17 protein-coding genes are annotated in these 16932 nt (G+C 60.2%); 9 read left to right on the forward strand and 8 right to left on the reverse strand.

The features are described 5' to 3' along the window. Positions 1–138: 138 nt before the first annotated feature. Entirely contained in the window at positions 139–1425 is a 1287-nt protein-coding gene (purD, locus tag ACTG20_RS19555) for a phosphoribosylamine--glycine ligase (RefSeq protein ID WP_005341242.1), read from the reverse strand. A 114-nt stretch (positions 1426–1539) separates the two neighbouring features. Further along, positions 1540–3132, reverse strand: a complete 1593-nt coding sequence (purH, locus tag ACTG20_RS19560) for a bifunctional phosphoribosylaminoimidazolecarboxamide formyltransferase/IMP cyclohydrolase (protein ID WP_439987341.1) — start codon at positions 3130–3132, stop codon at positions 1540–1542. Positions 3133–3547: 415 nt separating this feature from the next. On the opposite strand from purH, the gene zntR reads away from it, so the two are divergent. The 3 genes from zntR to ACTG20_RS19575 all read left to right on the forward strand — a co-directional run bounded on the left by zntR (position 3548) and on the right by ACTG20_RS19575 (position 4629). Continuing rightward, the gene (gene zntR / locus ACTG20_RS19565) at positions 3548–4000 is read left to right on the forward strand and encodes a Zn(2+)-responsive transcriptional regulator (protein WP_041209144.1); all 453 of its coding nucleotides are present in this window, start codon (positions 3548–3550) and stop codon (positions 3998–4000) included. A gap of 130 nt (positions 4001–4130) precedes the next feature. Continuing rightward, positions 4131–4382: a hypothetical protein gene (locus ACTG20_RS19570; RefSeq protein ID WP_194495175.1), complete on the forward strand. Its 252-nt coding sequence runs from the start codon at positions 4131–4133 to the stop codon at positions 4380–4382. A gap of 46 nt (positions 4383–4428) precedes the next feature. After that, the gene (locus ACTG20_RS19575) at positions 4429–4629 is read left to right on the forward strand and encodes an alternative ribosome-rescue factor A (protein ID WP_144715055.1); all 201 of its coding nucleotides are present in this window, start codon (positions 4429–4431) and stop codon (positions 4627–4629) included. A gap of 215 nt (positions 4630–4844) precedes the next feature. Here ACTG20_RS19575 and hemW read toward each other — a convergent pair whose 3' ends face one another. Continuing rightward, positions 4845–5990 carry a radical SAM family heme chaperone HemW gene (gene hemW, locus ACTG20_RS19580; protein WP_194495173.1) on the reverse strand — a complete coding sequence of 382 codons (1146 nt, stop codon included), beginning with the start codon at positions 5988–5990 and terminating at the stop codon, positions 4845–4847. A 90-nt stretch (positions 5991–6080) separates the two neighbouring features. Continuing rightward, positions 6081–6677, reverse strand: coding sequence for an RdgB/HAM1 family non-canonical purine NTP pyrophosphatase (gene rdgB / locus ACTG20_RS19585; protein ID WP_005340539.1), 597 nt, complete (start codon positions 6675–6677; stop codon positions 6081–6083). Positions 6678–6915: 238 nt separating this feature from the next. On the opposite strand from rdgB, the gene ACTG20_RS19590 reads away from it, so the two are divergent. The 3 genes from ACTG20_RS19590 (at position 6916) to ACTG20_RS19600 (ending at position 9822) form a co-directional block, all read left to right on the forward strand. After that, entirely contained in the window at positions 6916–8079 is a 1164-nt protein-coding gene (locus ACTG20_RS19590; protein WP_194495171.1) for a multidrug effflux MFS transporter, read from the forward strand. A 135-nt stretch (positions 8080–8214) separates the two neighbouring features. Continuing rightward, a complete protein-coding gene (locus ACTG20_RS19595) occupies positions 8215–9264 on the forward strand; it encodes an oxidoreductase (protein WP_194495169.1) in 1050 nt (349 codons plus the stop codon). A gap of 309 nt (positions 9265–9573) precedes the next feature. Further along, complete coding sequence (locus ACTG20_RS19600; protein WP_005340533.1) at positions 9574–9822, forward strand: hypothetical protein; 249 nt, start codon at positions 9574–9576, stop codon at positions 9820–9822. A gap of 62 nt (positions 9823–9884) precedes the next feature. Here the strand turns inward: ACTG20_RS19600 and rimJ are convergent, their stop codons facing one another. Both rimJ and ACTG20_RS19610 read right to left on the reverse strand, forming a co-directional pair. Continuing rightward, complete coding sequence (gene rimJ, locus ACTG20_RS19605) at positions 9885–10436, reverse strand: ribosomal protein S5-alanine N-acetyltransferase (RefSeq protein ID WP_194495168.1); 552 nt, start codon at positions 10434–10436, stop codon at positions 9885–9887. Further along, the gene (locus tag ACTG20_RS19610; RefSeq protein ID WP_005340529.1) at positions 10436–10990 is read right to left on the reverse strand and encodes a GNAT family N-acetyltransferase; all 555 of its coding nucleotides are present in this window, start codon (positions 10988–10990) and stop codon (positions 10436–10438) included. The genes rimJ and ACTG20_RS19610 overlap by 1 nt, the downstream gene beginning before the upstream one ends. Before the next feature lie 346 nt (positions 10991–11336). Between ACTG20_RS19610 and ACTG20_RS19615 the strand changes: the two genes are divergently transcribed. Then, entirely contained in the window at positions 11337–13112 is a 1776-nt protein-coding gene (locus ACTG20_RS19615; RefSeq protein ID WP_194495166.1) for a M4 family metallopeptidase, read from the forward strand. Positions 13113–13144: 32 nt separating this feature from the next. Here ACTG20_RS19615 and ACTG20_RS19620 read toward each other — a convergent pair whose 3' ends face one another. Beyond that, positions 13145–14038 (reverse strand): LysR family transcriptional regulator, encoded by an 894-nt coding sequence (locus ACTG20_RS19620; RefSeq protein ID WP_005349020.1) that lies wholly within the window; start codon positions 14036–14038, stop codon positions 13145–13147. A 92-nt stretch (positions 14039–14130) separates the two neighbouring features. Between ACTG20_RS19620 and mdtH the strand changes: the two genes are divergently transcribed. Continuing rightward, positions 14131–15327 (forward strand): multidrug efflux MFS transporter MdtH, encoded by a 1197-nt coding sequence (mdtH, locus tag ACTG20_RS19625; RefSeq protein ID WP_005340523.1) that lies wholly within the window; start codon positions 14131–14133, stop codon positions 15325–15327. Between the two features lie 140 nt (positions 15328–15467). After that, positions 15468–16382 (forward strand): bifunctional helix-turn-helix transcriptional regulator/GNAT family N-acetyltransferase, encoded by a 915-nt coding sequence (locus ACTG20_RS19630; protein ID WP_194495164.1) that lies wholly within the window; start codon positions 15468–15470, stop codon positions 16380–16382. A 46-nt stretch (positions 16383–16428) separates the two neighbouring features. Here the strand turns inward: ACTG20_RS19630 and ACTG20_RS19635 are convergent, their stop codons facing one another. Beyond that, a complete protein-coding gene (locus tag ACTG20_RS19635; protein WP_088870136.1) occupies positions 16429–16902 on the reverse strand; it encodes an ASCH domain-containing protein in 474 nt (157 codons plus the stop codon). Between the last annotated feature and the right edge of the window lie 30 nt (positions 16903–16932).

The following is a 16932-nucleotide window of genomic DNA, read 5'->3' on the forward strand; positions in this document are numbered from 1 at the left end:
ATATGCCGCGCTTGTTTACGCTTGGTAACTGACTGAACGCAGGTGACGCGCAGCATGAGGATGGTTGAAAGCGGTAAACAGGGACAAAAAACCCCGCCGTAGCGGGGTCTGAATCAGCTGGCCATTTGCTGGCGTCAGTTACTCCTGTTCGCGAGCAATGGCGCGCCAGCCTATATCCTTGCGGTAGAAGACGCCATCCCACTTGATGCGGCCAGCGAGCTGATAGGCACGCTGCTGGGCTTCTGCCACAGTATGGCCGAGGGCGGTTGCGCACAACACGCGGCCGCCAGCGGTCAGGCTGGTATCGCCCTCCAGGCGGGTACCGGCATGGAACACCTTCTCACCCGCCACTTCATCCACCGGCAAGCCGCTGATGGGGTGGTTGGTGCTGTAATCGCCGGGATAGCCACCCGCCGCCAACACCACGCCGATAGCGGCGCGGGGATCATAGATGGCCTCTTTCTGATCCAGCTTGCCTGCGCAAGCGGCCAGGCAGAGCTCCACCAGATCGGATTGCATCCGCAGCATGATGGGCTGGGTCTCGGGATCGCCGAACCGGCAGTTGAACTCGATCACCTTGGGATTGCCTGCACCGTCGATCATCAGACCGGCGTAGAGGAAACCGGTGTAGACGTTGCCCTCGGCCGCCATGCCGCGCACGGTCGGCATGATCACCTGCTCCATCACGCGTCGATGTACCTCGGCGGTCACCACAGGCGCCGGGGAGTAAGCCCCCATGCCGCCGGTGTTGAGGCCGGTATCACCGTCGCCAACCCGCTTGTGATCCTGACTGGTAGCCATCGGCAGCACGTGCTCGCCATCGACCATGACGATGAAGCTCGCCTCTTCACCCTCCAGAAACTCCTCAATCACCACCCGGGAGCCCGCTTCGCCAAAGGCATTGCCGGAGAGCATGTCGCGCACCGCGTCTTCCGCTTCCTGCAAGGTCATGGCGACAATCACCCCCTTGCCCGCCGCCAGACCATCGGCCTTGATGACGATGGGAGCCCCCTTCTCGCGCAGATAAGCGAGTGCAGGCTCCACTTCGGTGAAGTTCTGGTACTCGGCGGTCGGGATGGCGTGACGAGCCAGGAAATCCTTGGTGAAAGCCTTGGAGCCTTCCAGCTGGGCAGCGGCAGCGGTCGGGCCAAAGATCGGCTGGCCGGCGGCGCGGAAAGCATCCACCACCCCTTTCACCAGCGGCGCTTCCGGCCCGACGATGGTGAGGCCGACCTGTTTCTCTTTAGCAAAGGCCAGCAACCCTTCGATATCGGTCGCCTCGATGGCGACGTTCTCGACACCCGGCTCAAGCTGGGTGCCCGCATTGCCCGGCGCCACAAAAACGTGACGTACCAGTGGGGAGTGTTTGGCCTTCCAGGCCAGAGCGTGTTCGCGGCCACCGTTGCCAATGATCAGTACTTTCATCGTATCGCTCGCTTCTATTTGTGGTCACTGGACGGCCACTCGGGCCGTCAGTCAGTGGAAATAGTCAGTTGAAAAGAGACAACAAAAGGGCCGCCATCGGCAGCCCCTGACCCATCAATGACGGAAATGGCGCATGTTGGTAAAGACCATGCACATACCGTGCTCGTCGGCGGCGTCGATCACCTCCTGATCGCGCATCGAGCCACCCGGCTGGATCACGCAGGAGATACCGGCCTGCGCGGCAGCATCGATACCGTCGCGGAACGGGAAGAAGGCATCGGAGGCCATCACGGAGCCCGCCACGGTCAGTCCTTCATCCGCCGCCTTGATACCGGCGATTTTGGCCGAATAAACACGGCTCATCTGGCCGGCACCGACGCCGATGGTCTGGCCATCTTTGGCGTAGACGATGGCGTTGGATTTGACGAACTTGGCCACTTTCCAGCAGAACAGCAGATCTTGCAGCTCGGCCTCGGTCGGCTGACGCTTGCTGACCACGGTCAGGTAGCCCAGCGTCACCATGCCGAGATCCCGCTCCTGCACCAGCAGGCCGCCGTTGACGCGCTTGAGGTCAAAGCCTTGCGCTGGTGCCGTCCACTGCTCGCATTCGAGCAGACGCACGTTCTGCTTGGCAGCGACCGCATCGCGGGCCTCCTGGCTGACGGTCGGGGCAATGATCACTTCGACAAACTGGCGGGCCACGATGGCTGCCGCAGTGGCGCCATCCAGCTCGCGGTTGAAGGCGATGATGCCGCCGAAGGCAGAGGTGGGGTCGGTCTGGTAGGCGCGATCGTAGGCACTCAGCAGGTCGTTACCGATGGCCACGCCGCAGGGGTTGGCATGCTTGACGATGACGCAGGCCGGCTCGTCGAACTCCTTCACACACTCCAGCGCCGCATCGGTATCGGCGATGTTGTTGTAGGAGAGCGCCTTGCCCTGCAGCTGGATAGCGCTGGAGACAGAACCCGGCGCGGCATGCTCCTCGGCGTAGAAGGCGGCAGCCTGATGGCTGTTTTCGCCGTAACGCATGTCCTGCTTCTTGATGAACTGGCTGTTGAAGGTGCGCGGGAAGCGGGACTCCTCGTCACCCTCCTTGTTTGCACCGTAGGAAGGAACCATGGTACCGAAGTAGTTGGCGATCATGCCGTCGTAGGCAGCGGTGTGCTCGAAGGCTGCGATGGCCAGATCGAAACGGGTCGCCAGTTTCAGACTGTTGCCGTTGGCATCCATCTCGCGAATAACCCGATCATAGTCGGCAGCTTTGACGACGATAGCGACATCTTTATGGTTTTTGGCGGCAGAACGCACCATGGTCGGACCGCCGATGTCGATGTTCTCGACCGCATCGGCCAGAGTGCAGCCCGCTTTGGCCACGGTTGCAGCAAAGGGGTAAAGGTTGACGACAACCATGTCGATGGGGGAGATAGCGTGCTGGGCCATGATAGCGTCATCCTGATCCCGACGACCGAGGATGCCGCCATGAACCTTGGGATGCAGGGTCTTGACCCGGCCATCCATCATTTCAGGGAAACCCGTGTAGTCAGAGACCTCGGTCACCGGCAGACCCGCCTCGCCAAGCAGCTTGGCGGTACCGCCCGTGGAGAGCAGGGCAACACCACGCTCGTTGAGTGCCTTGGCAAATTCCAGAATGCCGGTTTTGTCAGACACACTCAGCAGTGCACGGCGAATGGGTCGAGCTTGTTCCATCACACTATCGTCCTCAACATAACGGGGACCGTTCCATGGGAGGCGAGGCTCAACACAGAGAGTCCCCAAATAAATGGAAGTGGGGGATTTCGCAAACCACTCTCGCCCCGGCATCCGGCAAAAGCGTTTTAGGAAATGCCCGCTTGGTGCGGCGCTCTGTTATGGGCGCGTATTCTACACAAAAAATGTGACCTGTGGTGGATTTTTTGAAACAGCAAAGCCTTATTTGGCGAGGCGTTAAACGTTTTCCACTTGATTTTCTCGAAACGTTTGCACTTTCAGTGTTTTATGGGAAAAAGGGGCGCCAGGAGATGTTTATCTGCCCCTTTTATGCCCTTGGCTGGCAATCCATGGGCAAAGGGGTGATAGTGGATTCCGGTTTTTGTGGCGGCATACATTCAAGGGGAGAGAGAGCATGTATCGGATCGGTGAACTGGCCAAGGCGTGCGGGGTCAAGGCAGATACCCTGCGTTTTTACGAGAAGAACGGGCTTATCTCACCGGGGATCCGCAACGAATCCGGCTACCGCCTCTACAGTGAACAGGACAAGCGGCGGCTGGAGTTCATCATTCGCGCCAAGTCGGTGGGCTTCTCGCTGGCCGATATCGGCGAGCTGCTCGATCTCGATACCAACAAGGCCAAAGTCACCTGTCAGGAGGTAAAAGCGGTAGCTGACACCAAGCTGGCCCAGGTGGAGCAGAAGATCATCGAACTGACCCGCTTTCGCGACAACCTGCGCGAGCTCTCTAATATCTGCTGCGGCGGCCCCCGCTCGGCGGAGCACTGCGCCATTCTGGAAACGCTGGAGTCGGGAGCACCCGCTCATCACGAGCATCATAACCACGATGAGCATGACCACGTTGGCTGACGGCACCAGCCCGCTCATTGCTCCAGCGGCTATTTGGTGACAAAATCGCCGCGTTTTTAACCTCTTCCGCAATCAAAAATCGAGATCTTTGCCAAATGCAAAGTCTCTTTAACTAAGGGTTATGAAATAGATGAATGCTCAAGCTTATCAGTTAGCTCAATCTGCAATTGCTGATTTAAAAAGTGCAGTTTATTTAGCCCTTGAAGCATCAGGTGATACTGGGCTCACGAATGCAGAACTGGGTCGTTCGTTAGGCATTTATGGCGGACATGTGGGGCATGAGGGCCATATTTCAAGAACGTTACTGGAACTCTTAGAAAATGAAGGTGTAGTGGTTCAAGTAGCAGACACTAAACGCTGGTTTTTGAAGAAGTTTAAGTAGGCAAAACCAATGAGGATTAGTTGTGACTAAGAACAGAAATAAACAGATGAATGAAACTACCGATATCATCTATGCCCATCAGCGCGGCGAGATAAAGGATAACCATCTGCACGCCCTGCTCTCCGATCCGCTGTTTCGCAGCCGGGTCGAGCGCAACAAGAAGGGCAAGGGAAGTTACCAGCGCAAGGCCAAATTTGGCAAGCGGTGGGAGCCCGGCCAACAGCAGATGATCAGCGTCTGCTGCTGAGCGGGCTTCTACCGACCATAAACAATCAGGGCGCCATTGGCGCCCTGATTGTTATCTCGAAACACGGTTAGCCAAAACAGGCTCACGACCTGTCGCGAGAAGCTGTCAGCAAGGTGAAGAGCCGCGCAGGAACCGGAGCGTATAGACATACGTGAGGCTTCCGAGCAGCGCATGAACCTTGATCACGGCTTCGCAGCCAGATCGCGAACCCGTTTTCACTCATCCATAAAGAGTTCGAGCAATACGTTCAGATAGCGATGGCCGAGAGAAGTGAGCTGCCAGCTATCTCCCAGATCCTCGATCAGCTCCTTGCTTTGGGCAATGGTCAGCACCGTCTCCACCCGCTCCAGCGGCAGGCCGGTATAGGCCTCGAACTCCGCCTTGGGGGCCGGTTCAAACAGGCGGAAGCGGTTCATAAAGTATTCGAGCGGCAGATCGTCTGCCGTCACCTGCCACTGCTCGTCCAGATAGGGGCGACTCTTGTCCAGATACCCTTTCGGATGCTTCACCTTGGCAGTGCGCAGGATCTGCTGATCCGCGAGATCGGTCACCTTGCCGTGGGCGCCACAGCCAATCCCCAGATAGTCGCCGAAACGCCAGTAGTTGAGGTTGTGATGGCACTGGTAGCCCTCTTTGGCATAAGCCGAGATTTCGTACTGGCGATAACCGCTGGCAGTGAGCATGGCGTGGCCCTGCTCATAGATGTCCCACAGGGTGTCATCTTCCGGCAGTTTGGGCGGTTTGGAGGCAAACGCCGTGTTCGGCTCTATGGTGAGCTGATACCAGGAGAGGTGCGGCGGGGCGCAGTCGATAGCCTGCTGCAGGTCGTAAAGGGCGTCATCCAGACTCTGATCCGGCAGACCGTGCATCAGATCCAGATTGAAGGTAGGCAACTTGATGGCATGGGCCAGTGCAGCGGCCTTGCGCGCCTCTTCCGGGCCGTGAATGCGGCCGAGGCGGGTCAGCTTCTCCTGCTGGAAGCTCTGCACCCCGATGGAGATGCGGTTGATGCCGGCGCGCTGGAACCCGGCGAACTTGTCCGCCTCCACCGTGCCCGGGTTGGCCTCCATGGTGATCTCGCAATCTGCGGTGAGCGGAATGCGGGCCCGAACCCCGTCCAGCAAGGCTTGCATCGCCTCCACCGTCAACAGGCTGGGGGTGCCGCCGCCGATAAAGATCGAGGAGATCGGCCGCCCCTGTGCCCACTTCAGATCCTGATCCAGATCCTCCAGCAGGGCGGCGACATATTCTAGGTGAGGCAACTCCCCCTTCTGGGCATGGGAGTTGAAGTCACAATAAGGGCACTTCTGGACGCACCAGGGCACATGAATATAGAGAGAGAGCGGCGGCAGTTGCAGCATGGGGCTTCCAATAAAACGGGGGCTCAAGGCCCCCATTGTAGATGACTATGTGTAATTGACCGTGTGTAACCGACAAGGTGGCGAATTGGCTCAGTGCGCCGCAGCCAGCGCCGCTTTGAGCTTGGCCAGCGCCTGACCGCGATGGCTCAGCTGGTTCTTCAGCTCGGCGGGCATCTGGGCGGCGGTGCAGTCGTGATCCGGCACGAAGAAGACGGGATCATAGCCAAAACCGTGCTGACCGCGCGGCTCGTCGATGATCATCCCTTCCCAGCTCGCCTGACAGATGATGGGAGTGGGATCGTCGGCGTGGCGCATATAGACCAGCACACACCAGAAGCGGGCGCTCTTCAGATACTCGGGGGCACCTTGCAGCTCGCCGAGCAGCTTCTCGATGTTGGCCTTGTCGCCGGCACCCACACCGGCAAAGCGGGCGGAGTAAACGCCGGGGCGCCCTTGCAGCAGATCAACTTCCAGACCGGAATCATCGGCCACAGCGGGCAGACCGGTAATACGGGCAGCGTGGCGGGCCTTGATGATGGCATTCTCGACGAAGGTGGTGCCGGTCTCATCGGCATCGGAGACCGCAAACTCGCTCTGTGGGATCACCTGGATCTTCATATCGGCCAGCATGGCGGCCAATTCCTTCACCTTTTTCTGGTTACCTGTTGCCAGGACAAGCTTGTTCATCGAGCACCTCCGCAAAAATAATCTGCGCATTCTATGCGGCGCAAGCGTTTAGTAAAAGCGTCAATTACACCCGCTGTGATGGGGTTACGGGGGATTTGCCGCCATCGAATAACCAGCTTTTTAATACATGTTTCCATAATGGAATAACCAAAGTGATTAAATACCATTTCTATTCATTACTGTGAGTCAGTAGACTCGCGCCCCAATTCATTAACCTGGCTGACTAAAGAGGTGACAGATGCCATTGATACTTTTGCTCGTACTACTGGTGCTGTTCAGTCCGCTGGCTATCGACATCTACCTGCCCGCCATTCCGCAGATGGCCGAGCAGCTGGGCGCCGAAGTAACTCTGATGCAGGGCACCATCACCTGGTTCCTGTTCAGCATGGGACTGGGACAACTGCTTGTTGGCCCGCTGGCCGATCGCTACGGTCGCAAGCCCATCGCGCTGGGCGGCGTGCTGCTCTATGGCATGAGCGCGCTGGGGGCCGGTTTTGCCGCCAGCCTCGGCGAATTGATGCTGGCCCGGGTGCTGCAGGGCTTCGGCGCCTGCGCCACCTCGGTCGCCGCCTTCTCGGTGGTACGTGACAGCTACGGCCCGAAAAAGAGCGGCCAGATGATCTCCTATCTCAATGGCGCCATCTGCTTTATTCCTGCGCTGGCCCCCCTGCTCGGTGGCTGGCTCACCGCCAAGGCGGGCTGGTCTGCCAACTTCTGGTTTATGGCCGGTTATGCGCTCATCGTCGGCAGCTGGCTGCTATGGCGGATGCCGGAGACCCGCCCGGAGGAGACCCGCAGTGAAGGGGCCCTCATCAGCTGGTCCCGCTACAGCCCGGTGCTGCGCTCCCCCAGCTTCCTGTTCAACGCCTCCCTGTGCATGCTGGCGATGGCGGTGATCCTTGCCTATGTCACCGCCGCACCGGTGCAGCTGATGGTGAAGCTGGGGCTGGATATGAGCGGCTTTAGCTACTGGTTTACCGCCAACGCCGCGCTCAACATTCTGGCCTGCTTCATGGCACCGCGCTTTATCGCCAAGGTGGGGCCAAGACGCACCCTGCGCATCGGCCTGCTGGTGTTGATGCTCTCGGCTATCACCCTGACACTGGCCATGCACATCGAACATCCGCTGGCGATGATGGGGCCGGTATTCCTCTCCAGCATCGGCTTTGCCATGATTCTGGGCGCTGCCGCCGGGATGGCGCTGGCACCGTTCGGCCACTGCGCCGGTACCGCCGCGGCCCTGCTCGGCCTGTTCCAGATGAGCGGCTCCGGCGCGTTGGTTGGCCTGACCGGCGCCCTGATGCACGACCCGCTCAGCCAGCTGGCACTGCATATGTGGCTGCTGCTGCCGCCTCTGGTGATGCTGATGACCCGCCGCGGTCGCCGCTTGTGTTTGCAATAAATCCTGTGCTCTGATGGGCACACTCAGGGGGCCATCGGCCCCCTTCTCGTTTGTATCGCCTTTACAGCACATGGCCATCCGGCAGAGAGCCTGCGATGGCAACCCCACTCACTCGATGTCAGCGGAGAACTCCCGATGAGCCACACTCTCAACGCAGCCCTGGTGGGCTATGGCTTTGCAGGCAAGACCTTCCACGCCCCCTTCCTCTCCACCACCCCGGGCTTGTCCCTCAGTTGGGTGGTGAGCCGCGATGCCGTCAAGGTGCAGGCCGATCTGCCCGGCTGCCGAGTCGGTTCACTGGAGGAGGTGCTAAGCGATGAGACCGTCGATCTGGTGGTGATCGCCACCCCCAACGACACCCATGCTCCTCTGGCCCGCCAGGCGCTGCTGGCAGGCAAACATGTGGTGATCGACAAACCATTTGCACTGGATCTGGCAGAAGCGAAAGCACTGGTCGAACTGGCCGAAAAGCAGCAGCGACTGCTCAGCATCTTCCACAACCGCCGTTGGGACGGAGATTTTCTTACCGTGCGCCGTTTGATTTCCGAAGGGACTCTGGGGCAGATCGCCCAGTTCGAATCCCACTTCGATCGCTATCGCCCAGAAGTGCGCCAGCGCTGGCGCGAAGCGGGTGGCCCGGGTTCCGGCCTCTGGTTCGATCTCGGCCCTCACGTGCTGGATCAGGCATTGCAGCTGTTCGGCCAGCCGGACTGGCTGCAGGCAGACCTTGCCGAGCAGCGCCCCGGCGCACTGGCAGACGACTACTTCCATGTGGTGCTGGGTTACGGTGCTCTGCGGGTTATTCTGCATGGCAGCTGTCTGGTTTCAGCCACCATGCCGCGCTTTGTCATTCACGGCAGCCAGGGATCGTTCGTGAAATTCGGTATGGATGTGCAGGAAGATCAGCTCAAGCTGGGCAAGCGGCCACCGGCGGCGGATTGGGGCATGGATAGAGAACCCGGTCAGCTCAGCCGCATTGTCGATGGTCAGTTACAGCAGCAGAGCGTGGTGGGTGAGGCGGGGGATTATGGCGCCTACTATCGCGGTGTCTGCGCCGCCATCAAGGGCGAATGGAGCAACCCGGTGCCAGCAAGTGAAGCGCTGGCGGTGATGGCGCTGCTGGATCTGGCCCGTCAGAGCCACCTTGAGGGTAAACGGCTGCCCTGTCAGAAGCTGTCTGACTAAAGTGCGGGTCATCGGCCACTATTGACCAACCTTGACCTTGTTAAACCGCCACAAGATGGCAGCAAAGCGGTGTTTTATTGTACGATCAGTGCCATTTAACGGCATCTTGTATTGATATCAGTCGTTGCAGTGGAGCTTTTTATCCACGGCACGAAAAAATGTCATTGTGATATCCGTTTTCATCGGTAACTAATGGGGCTATATTGCGCCCGCCTGCTGCCTCCCGGCTTCTTGTTTCAATACCGGGCAACGGTGGGCGCTGTGATGGTTGCACAGACCATCTCTCCATCTTTTTTTGAGGGAATGCACATGAACAAAGTACTGGTAGCCGGTATCCTGGGTCTGATGTTGACTGCTTGCGGTCAGAAAGAAGAAAAAGCTGCCGCTCCTGCTGCTGCTCCGGCCGCCGAAGTTGCTGCCACTGTAGAAAAAGCCGCTAGCGAAGCCACCTCTACCGTAGAGAAGGCCACCTCCGAAGCGACTGCAACCGTAGAAAAAGCTGCTACCGAAGCCGCTACCAAGGTTGAAGCTGCAGTGAGCGATGCCAAGGCCAACTAAGCCTGCACCTCATTCGAAGACGGGTCCGAAGGCAACTTCGGGCCCGTTTTTTTATCTGTCGTTCAGGAGGCCGGATTAATCAGCGAGGTGAGGATGTGATCCTCCCAGCGGCCATTGATCATCAGATACGCCCGCGCGAATCCCTCCCGCTCGAAGCCGAGCCGCTCCAGCAAGGCGCCACTGCGCTGATTGGCAGGCATATAGCAAGCCATGATGCGATGCAGATCGTGCTCCCGAAACAGGTAGTCAATGGCAGCTGACAGCACCTCTCTCATCACCCCCTGCCCCTGATGCTGCTGGTCGATGGCGTAGCCCAGATGACACGCCTTGAAGACCCCCATCAGGATATTGCTGAAGTTGCAGGTGGCGATCACCCGCTCGCCAGCCGGATCGAGGGCCACCAGATTGACACCGGTGCCGTTGAAGAACTGACTGTAACTGTCCTGCAGCCGAGCATGCCAGTAAGAGAGGGTGTAAAAGTGCTCGTCCCGAAGCGGCTCCCAGGGGGCGAGATGGTCACGGTTGCGCCGGTAGAAGTCGAGCATCATGGGGGCCTGATCCGGCGACAGTATGGTCAGGTGGGTGCGGGCCGTCTTGATATGTGCCAGCGCCATCAGGACTCCCTCTGTCTTAGCCACTCATCGCGCAGCAAGCTGTAGTGGGCATGGTCCACAATCCGGTTGCCCAGCCGCTCTGCGCGCCGGGTCACCCCCTCCAGCTGCATCCCGAGCCGCTCACAGACGGCTCTGCTGGGCTCGTTATCGGTGGCGGCGCTGATCTCCACCTTCTCCATCCCCATCTCCTCGAAGGCGTGGTGGATCAGGGCCTGACAGGCCCGGGTGATGATGCCGTTACCCTGCCAGCGCTCCGCCAGCCAGTAGCCGATGACCACCTTGCCAAGGTCATGATCGATGCTGTTGTAACCTATGACCCCCACCACCTCCCCCTGATACTCGATGGCGGTGGTGAGCCCCTCGCCGCGGGCGAACTTCTCGATGGCACTGCGAATGAAAAGGGCACTGTCGACAGGGCGCTGGATCAGTGGCGGCCAGGGTAGCCACTGGGAGAGGTACTCCCGGTTGTCATTGCAGAGGGCAAACAGTTCGCTCGCCATATCGGGCTGCAAGAAGAGCAGCGCAAGCTCGTCGTCCAACTGCCATGAAAACATGGGATTCTCCTTTCAAATCAGTGATCAAATCGAAAGCCAGCACCCAATGTAGCCAATCGCCACTGGCCGCGCCAGCCACTTTTACGGCCCTCCTCCAGCAGGCATCGCAGAGGGTGACAGCGCACGGACTCTCCTCCCTCAAAAGAGGAGGGTGGGTGTCTGAAACCGGATAATGCTCTCCACATGGCGCCGACGAATACCCCCAAACGGCACTTTGGCAGATCCTGCTACCCCTTTGTGCTGCGCTGTCACTTTTGACAGGGGGCACTTTCCCCCACCGGCACTAGCTTCAAAACGCCCGACCTTCGGTCGGTTTATCAACCTCATCGATTTAAGGAAAGAAGAGATGAATAAAATTTATCTGGCCGTTGCGCTGGCCTGCTGGGGAAGCGCCGCACTGGCGGCGCAAGAGGTAGAGATCAACGTAACGGCAAACGGCATCCGGGCCATGACAGGCCTCAGTGCCGCGAGTGGTACCTTGCAGCTGGAAGATGGCGAGTTTCGTCAGGTGCGGGTAGTCAAGCTGCCCAACGGCCAGCAGCGGATCCGCTACGAGCAGGTCTGGAACGGCATCCCGGTAATGGGTCAGGTCGTCGTGGCTGACAAGAGCCTGAACGGCCAGCTGCAACAGGCCAGCGGGCGCATGCTGCGCCAGATCGATCAGGATGTGGCAAGCCCGGTCGCCACCTTCTCGCCACAGGATGCCGCCAGCAAGGCCAAGGCGGGCAGCAAGGGGAGCAACGAGCAGGTCAAACTCTACGTGATGCAGGATGAGAACGGGCTGGCCCGGCTGGTTTATCAGGTCTCCTTCATCGCCGAAGGTGACAAGCCAAGCCGCCCCTTCGTCATTCTTGATGCCCAGAGCGGTGAGGAGCTCAAACGCTGGGAGGGGATCAACCACAAGGACGCCAGCGGCCCCGGGGGCAACATCAAGACCGGCAAATACTTTTACGGCACCGACTTTGGCCCGCTCATCGTGGATGACAACTGCCGGATGACCAGCCCCAACGTCGATACCATCAACCTCAACCACGCCACCTCAGGCGGTGCCATCCACCAGTTCACCTGCCCGGAGAACCGGGTCAAGGAGATCAACGGCGCCTACTCGCCCCTCAACGATGCCCACTACTTCGGCAACGTGGTGTTCGACATGTACCGCAACTGGTACAACACAGCGCCCCTCACCTTCAAACTGAAGATGCGGGTTCACTACAGCAAGAATTACGAAAATGCCTTCTGGGATGGCAGCCAGATGACCTTCGGTGACGGCGCCACCACCTTCCACCCGCTGGTAAGCCTCGATGTGGCGGCCCACGAGGTGAGCCACGGCTTTACCGAGCAGAACTCCGGGCTGATCTATTCAGGACAATCCGGCGGCATCAACGAGGCCTTCTCCGATATGGCGGGGGAAGCGGCCGAGTTCTACATGAAGGGGAGCAACGACTGGCTGGTCGGTGCCCAGATCTTCAAGGGCAACGGCTCCCTGCGTTACTTCGAGGATCCGACCCGGGATGGCAGATCCATCGGCCATGCCGCGGATTATCAGGAGGGGATGGATGTACACCACAGCTCCGGGGTCTATAACCGCGCCTTCTACCTGCTCGCCACCAGCAGCGGCTGGAACACCCGCAAGGCATTTGAAGTGTTCTTGCTGGCCAACCGCCTCTACTGGGGCGCCAACACCAACTACCAGCAAGGGGCCTGCGGCGTCAGCCGGGCGACCGCCGATCTGGGTTACAGTCAGGCGGATGTAGCACGGGCCTTCCAGACCGTCGGGGTCGATGCCAGCTGCGGCACCACGCCGCCACCGAGCGACAACGTGCTGCAAAACGGCGTGCCGGTGAGCAACCTCGCCGCCAGCAAGGGTGGCAAGCTCAACTACACCCTGAACGTACCTGCGGGCACCAGGTCGCTGCAGATCAGCAGCAGTGGCGGCACCGGAGATGCCGACCTCTACGTCCGTTTTGGCAGCGCCCCCACCAGCAGCAGTTACGACTGCCGTCCCTACAAGGGGGGCAATAACGAAAGCTGCTCGTTCACCAATCCCAAGGCGGGCACCTGGCATGTGCAGCTGTCAGGGTTTTCCGCGTTCAGTGGCGTGACCCTCAAGGCCAGCTACTGATCCACCCGATGCGGGCCTTGTCCCGCATCGCTCTACTCATTGCGCCACCGTTTCGCCAGCGTGCGGGCGGTGGCCAACACGGTTTCCCGGGCCGGATTGGGCCGCTTGCCACCGCGCCACGCCATCATCACATCCCAATGCTCTTGCGGCAGATTGCGCACATCTAGCCTGACCAGCCGCCCCACCTCCAGATCCCGCTTGATGGCCAGCTCCGGCATCAGGGTGATAAACCCGTGTTCCAGCGCCAGATCCCGCGCCGCACTGGCGGGCTGCACCGCATGCAGGGGGCTGGCGGCCCGCCGCAGCCGCCGCAACTGCTGGATAAAGACGTCACACCCCGGCCCCCAGACCTGAGGCGCCAGCCGCTGGTCGGCAATATCCTCCAGGGTGAGGCCGTGACAACCGGCCAGCGGATGCAATGGCGAGGCGATAGCGATAATGGGGGAGCAGCAGAGCAGCTCCATCTGCAGGCCCGCAACTGGCGGACGCTTGAGTACAAAGCCGATATCGGCCTCGCCGGTCAGCAGCGACTGCATGATCTCGCCGGAGTGATCCGTGGTGCAGCGGATCTCGAACGGCTCATCCACCAGCTCCATCAATAGCGAGCCAAACACCACCGAAGTGAGGGAGGGCAGGCTGGAGAGACGGATACAAGGCAGCGCCGGTGCCCCCTGCAGTGCCAGCCGCCCTTCGCTCAGGATCGCTAGCGCAGAGCGGGCCGATGGCAGAAACTCCTCGCAGGCACGGGTCGGCGTCACCCCGCGTCGATGACGCTGAAACAGCGGCGCCCCGAGGCTCTCCTCCAGCTGGGCAATCCGCTGGCTCACCAGCGGCTGTGACCAGCCACGAATGGCCGCCGCCTGACTGAAGCTGCCCAGCTCGGCCACATCCAGCAGCAGTTGCAGATCGTCCAGATCCATAGACATAAATAATCCTGATATGAAATATAGGTAGTTGTCGTCTACCACTATATCTAAACCCTCTCCAGAATGAAGATATCTTTGAATGAGAGGGCGTTATGGTCGATAGGGCGAGGTTTTGGGGACGCTGGTTTCTGGCGCTGGATACCACACTGGTGATCCTGGGTTTCTTTGTGGTGATGCCGATGATCAGCCTGCGCTTCGTCGATCAACTCGGCTGGGCGGCCGGTCTGGTTGGGCTGGCCCTCGGCCTGCGCCAGCTGACCCAGCAGGGACTGGGGATCTTCGGCGGCTCCCTCGCTGACCGCTTTGGCGCCCGCCCGCTCATCGTCACCGGCATGTTGTTGCGCGCCGTCGGCTTCGCCACCCTGGCCTGGGCCGACAGCGGCGCCATGCTGATCTTCTCCTGCTTCCTCTCCGGACTGGGCGGTTGCCTGTTCGACCCGCCACGGGCCGCACTGGTGATCAAATTTACCCGTCCCCATGAGCGGGGCCGCTTTATCTCCCTGCTGATGATGCTTGAGAGTGCGGGAGCCGTCACCGGTGCCCTGCTCGGCAGCTGGCTGCTGCGCTTTGACTTCACCTACGTCTGCCTGCTGGGTGCCGGGCTCTTCACCCTGGCGGCTCTCTGCAACTGGACCCTGCTGCCCGCCTACCGCCTCTCGGTCAAACCGACTCCGATGCGGGAAGGGTTGGGGCAGGTGCTGGCGGATCGCGCCTTCTGCCGACTGGTGCTGATCCTGAGCGGCTACTACATGCTGTGGGTACAGGTGATGCTTATTTTCCCCATTCTGGTCAAGCAGCTCTCCGGCACCACCACGGCAGTGGGCTGGATGTACAGCCTGGAAACGGCGCTGTCACTGGCGCTGCTCTACCCTATCGCCCGTTTCAGCGAGCGGCGCTATCGGCTGGAGAGCCGGCTGATGGCGGGTATCCTGCTGATGACGGTGGGGATCGGGCTGGTCGCTTTCGTCAGCACCCTCTCCGGTATCTTCGTACTGCTGGCCTGCTTCTATCTGGGGATCATCATCTGCGAACCAGCCCGGGAGACCCTGATGACCCGGCTGGCCAACCCCACAGCCCGCGGCAGCTACATGGGCTTTAGCCGCCTCGGACTGGCGCTGGGGGGCATGACCGGCTATGTGGGCGGCGGCTCCCTCTATGACTTCTCGCTGCAACAGGGACAACCGGCCCTCCCCTGGCTGGTGCTCGGTACCATAGGCGTCGCCACCATGTTGCTGCTGGCCCGCTGCTTCTCCCGCCGCCCGGAGCTGGCTATCAGAGCCGCCGCCTGACGACCGCCCCACCTGCGGCAGCCCAATCAACGGGGCTGCCGCTCACCTCATATTCTGCAAGTCATCACAGCAAAAGGTTGCGAATTACAACTTTTACGCTATTTTAGTTGTCATGCACAACTAAAAAAGGAACCCACGATATGGATCCCCGTCCCCTGCGCGCCCTGTCGCGCGATCTGGTTCGCGAACTCGGCATGCTCTCCCAGCAGTGCGGCAATCTGGCCCTCACCCCCATCGAGGCTCACCTGCTGATCGAGCTGGAAAACGCCCCGGCCACCAACCAGCAGCTGGCAGAAAAGCTGCACATCGACAAATCCAACGCCAGCCGCCCGCTGGCCCGCCTCGCCGAGCGGGAGCTCATCAGCTGGCACCCGCACCCCTCCGATGGGCGCAGCAAGGAGGCCCGCCTCACCGTCAACGGTCAGGGGATGCTGCTGGAGTTGCACCGGGAGATGGACGGGGCGATGGAAGAGATGCTGGCGCAGTTGAGCCTGCCCGAGCGGGAGCTGCTGTGGCAAGGGCTGCGGCTCTATCGCAGCGCCCTCTCCCGCGCCCGTCGCCAGCGGGGCTACCGGATCCGCCCCATCACGGCGGCAGACAATGCCCAGATCGCCTTGGTGATCCGCGCCGTCTCGGCCGAATATGGCCTCACCGCCGACAAGGGCTATGGGGTATCCGATCCCAATCTCGATACCCTCTCCCAGAGCTATCAGGGGGAGAAGAGCCGCTACTGGGTTATCGAAGGGCCGGACGGTTCCATCCTCGGCGGTGGTGGTATCGCGCCATTGGCAGGAGAAGAGGGAGTCTGCGAGCTGCAGAAGATGTACTTTATGCCCGCCCTACGCGGACTGGGCCTTGGCAAACGGCTGGTGTTGCAAGCGCTGGATGCCGCTCGTGGTTTGGGCTACCGACGCTGTTATCTGGAGACGACTGAGGTCTTACGCGAAGCCACCAGCCTCTATGAATCACTGGGCTTTGAACACCTGCCCGGCCCCCTTGGCTGCACCGGCCACGGGGATTGCGAGATCTGTATGGTGTTAGACTTGGCGATCTAAAGTGATAGCGGCAAGCAGAAGTATCCCCTGCTTGCCGCTTTGTTTACTATGGCAGCGCCACTACCCGGAATCGCTCCAGCACCAGCGTGGCGTGCTCATCAAATTCTCTCCCTTCCGCCTTCATCTCGCGTTCGAAGAAGGCCTTGTGCGCCTCGTGCCACCAAGCCAGAGAGCCATCGCCCTCCCCCTCCTCGGCGGCAAACGCAGCATCAATCTCATCGAATGGACACAAGGTGACTGACACCAGTTCAACAAGAGCCTTGGGCAGACCACTCCAGTCGGTCACCACCAGTAGGTCCCCCTGTTCCGGCATCCGCTCGCCCTTCTCCAGATACCAGTAAGCGAGGCTACAGGTTGCTCGCTTGCGGCCTGCTACTACCAGCGCGGCACAGAGGTTGGCATTGTGTGCATCAGCACAGAAGTAGTCCGCCGAGACATGACGAGCCCGTGCTGCCACCGGCAGGGATAACAGATAACTCTCAGCCAGAGCCGAGCAGGCAGGATTCATCGATTCAACCATCACCTCTCCTTGATGCATAAAAAAATCCCG

The organism is Aeromonas sp. 84A (assembly GCF_051919345.1).
In the GTDB taxonomy this organism is placed as follows: Bacteria; Pseudomonadota; Gammaproteobacteria; order Enterobacterales; family Aeromonadaceae; genus Aeromonas; species Aeromonas veronii.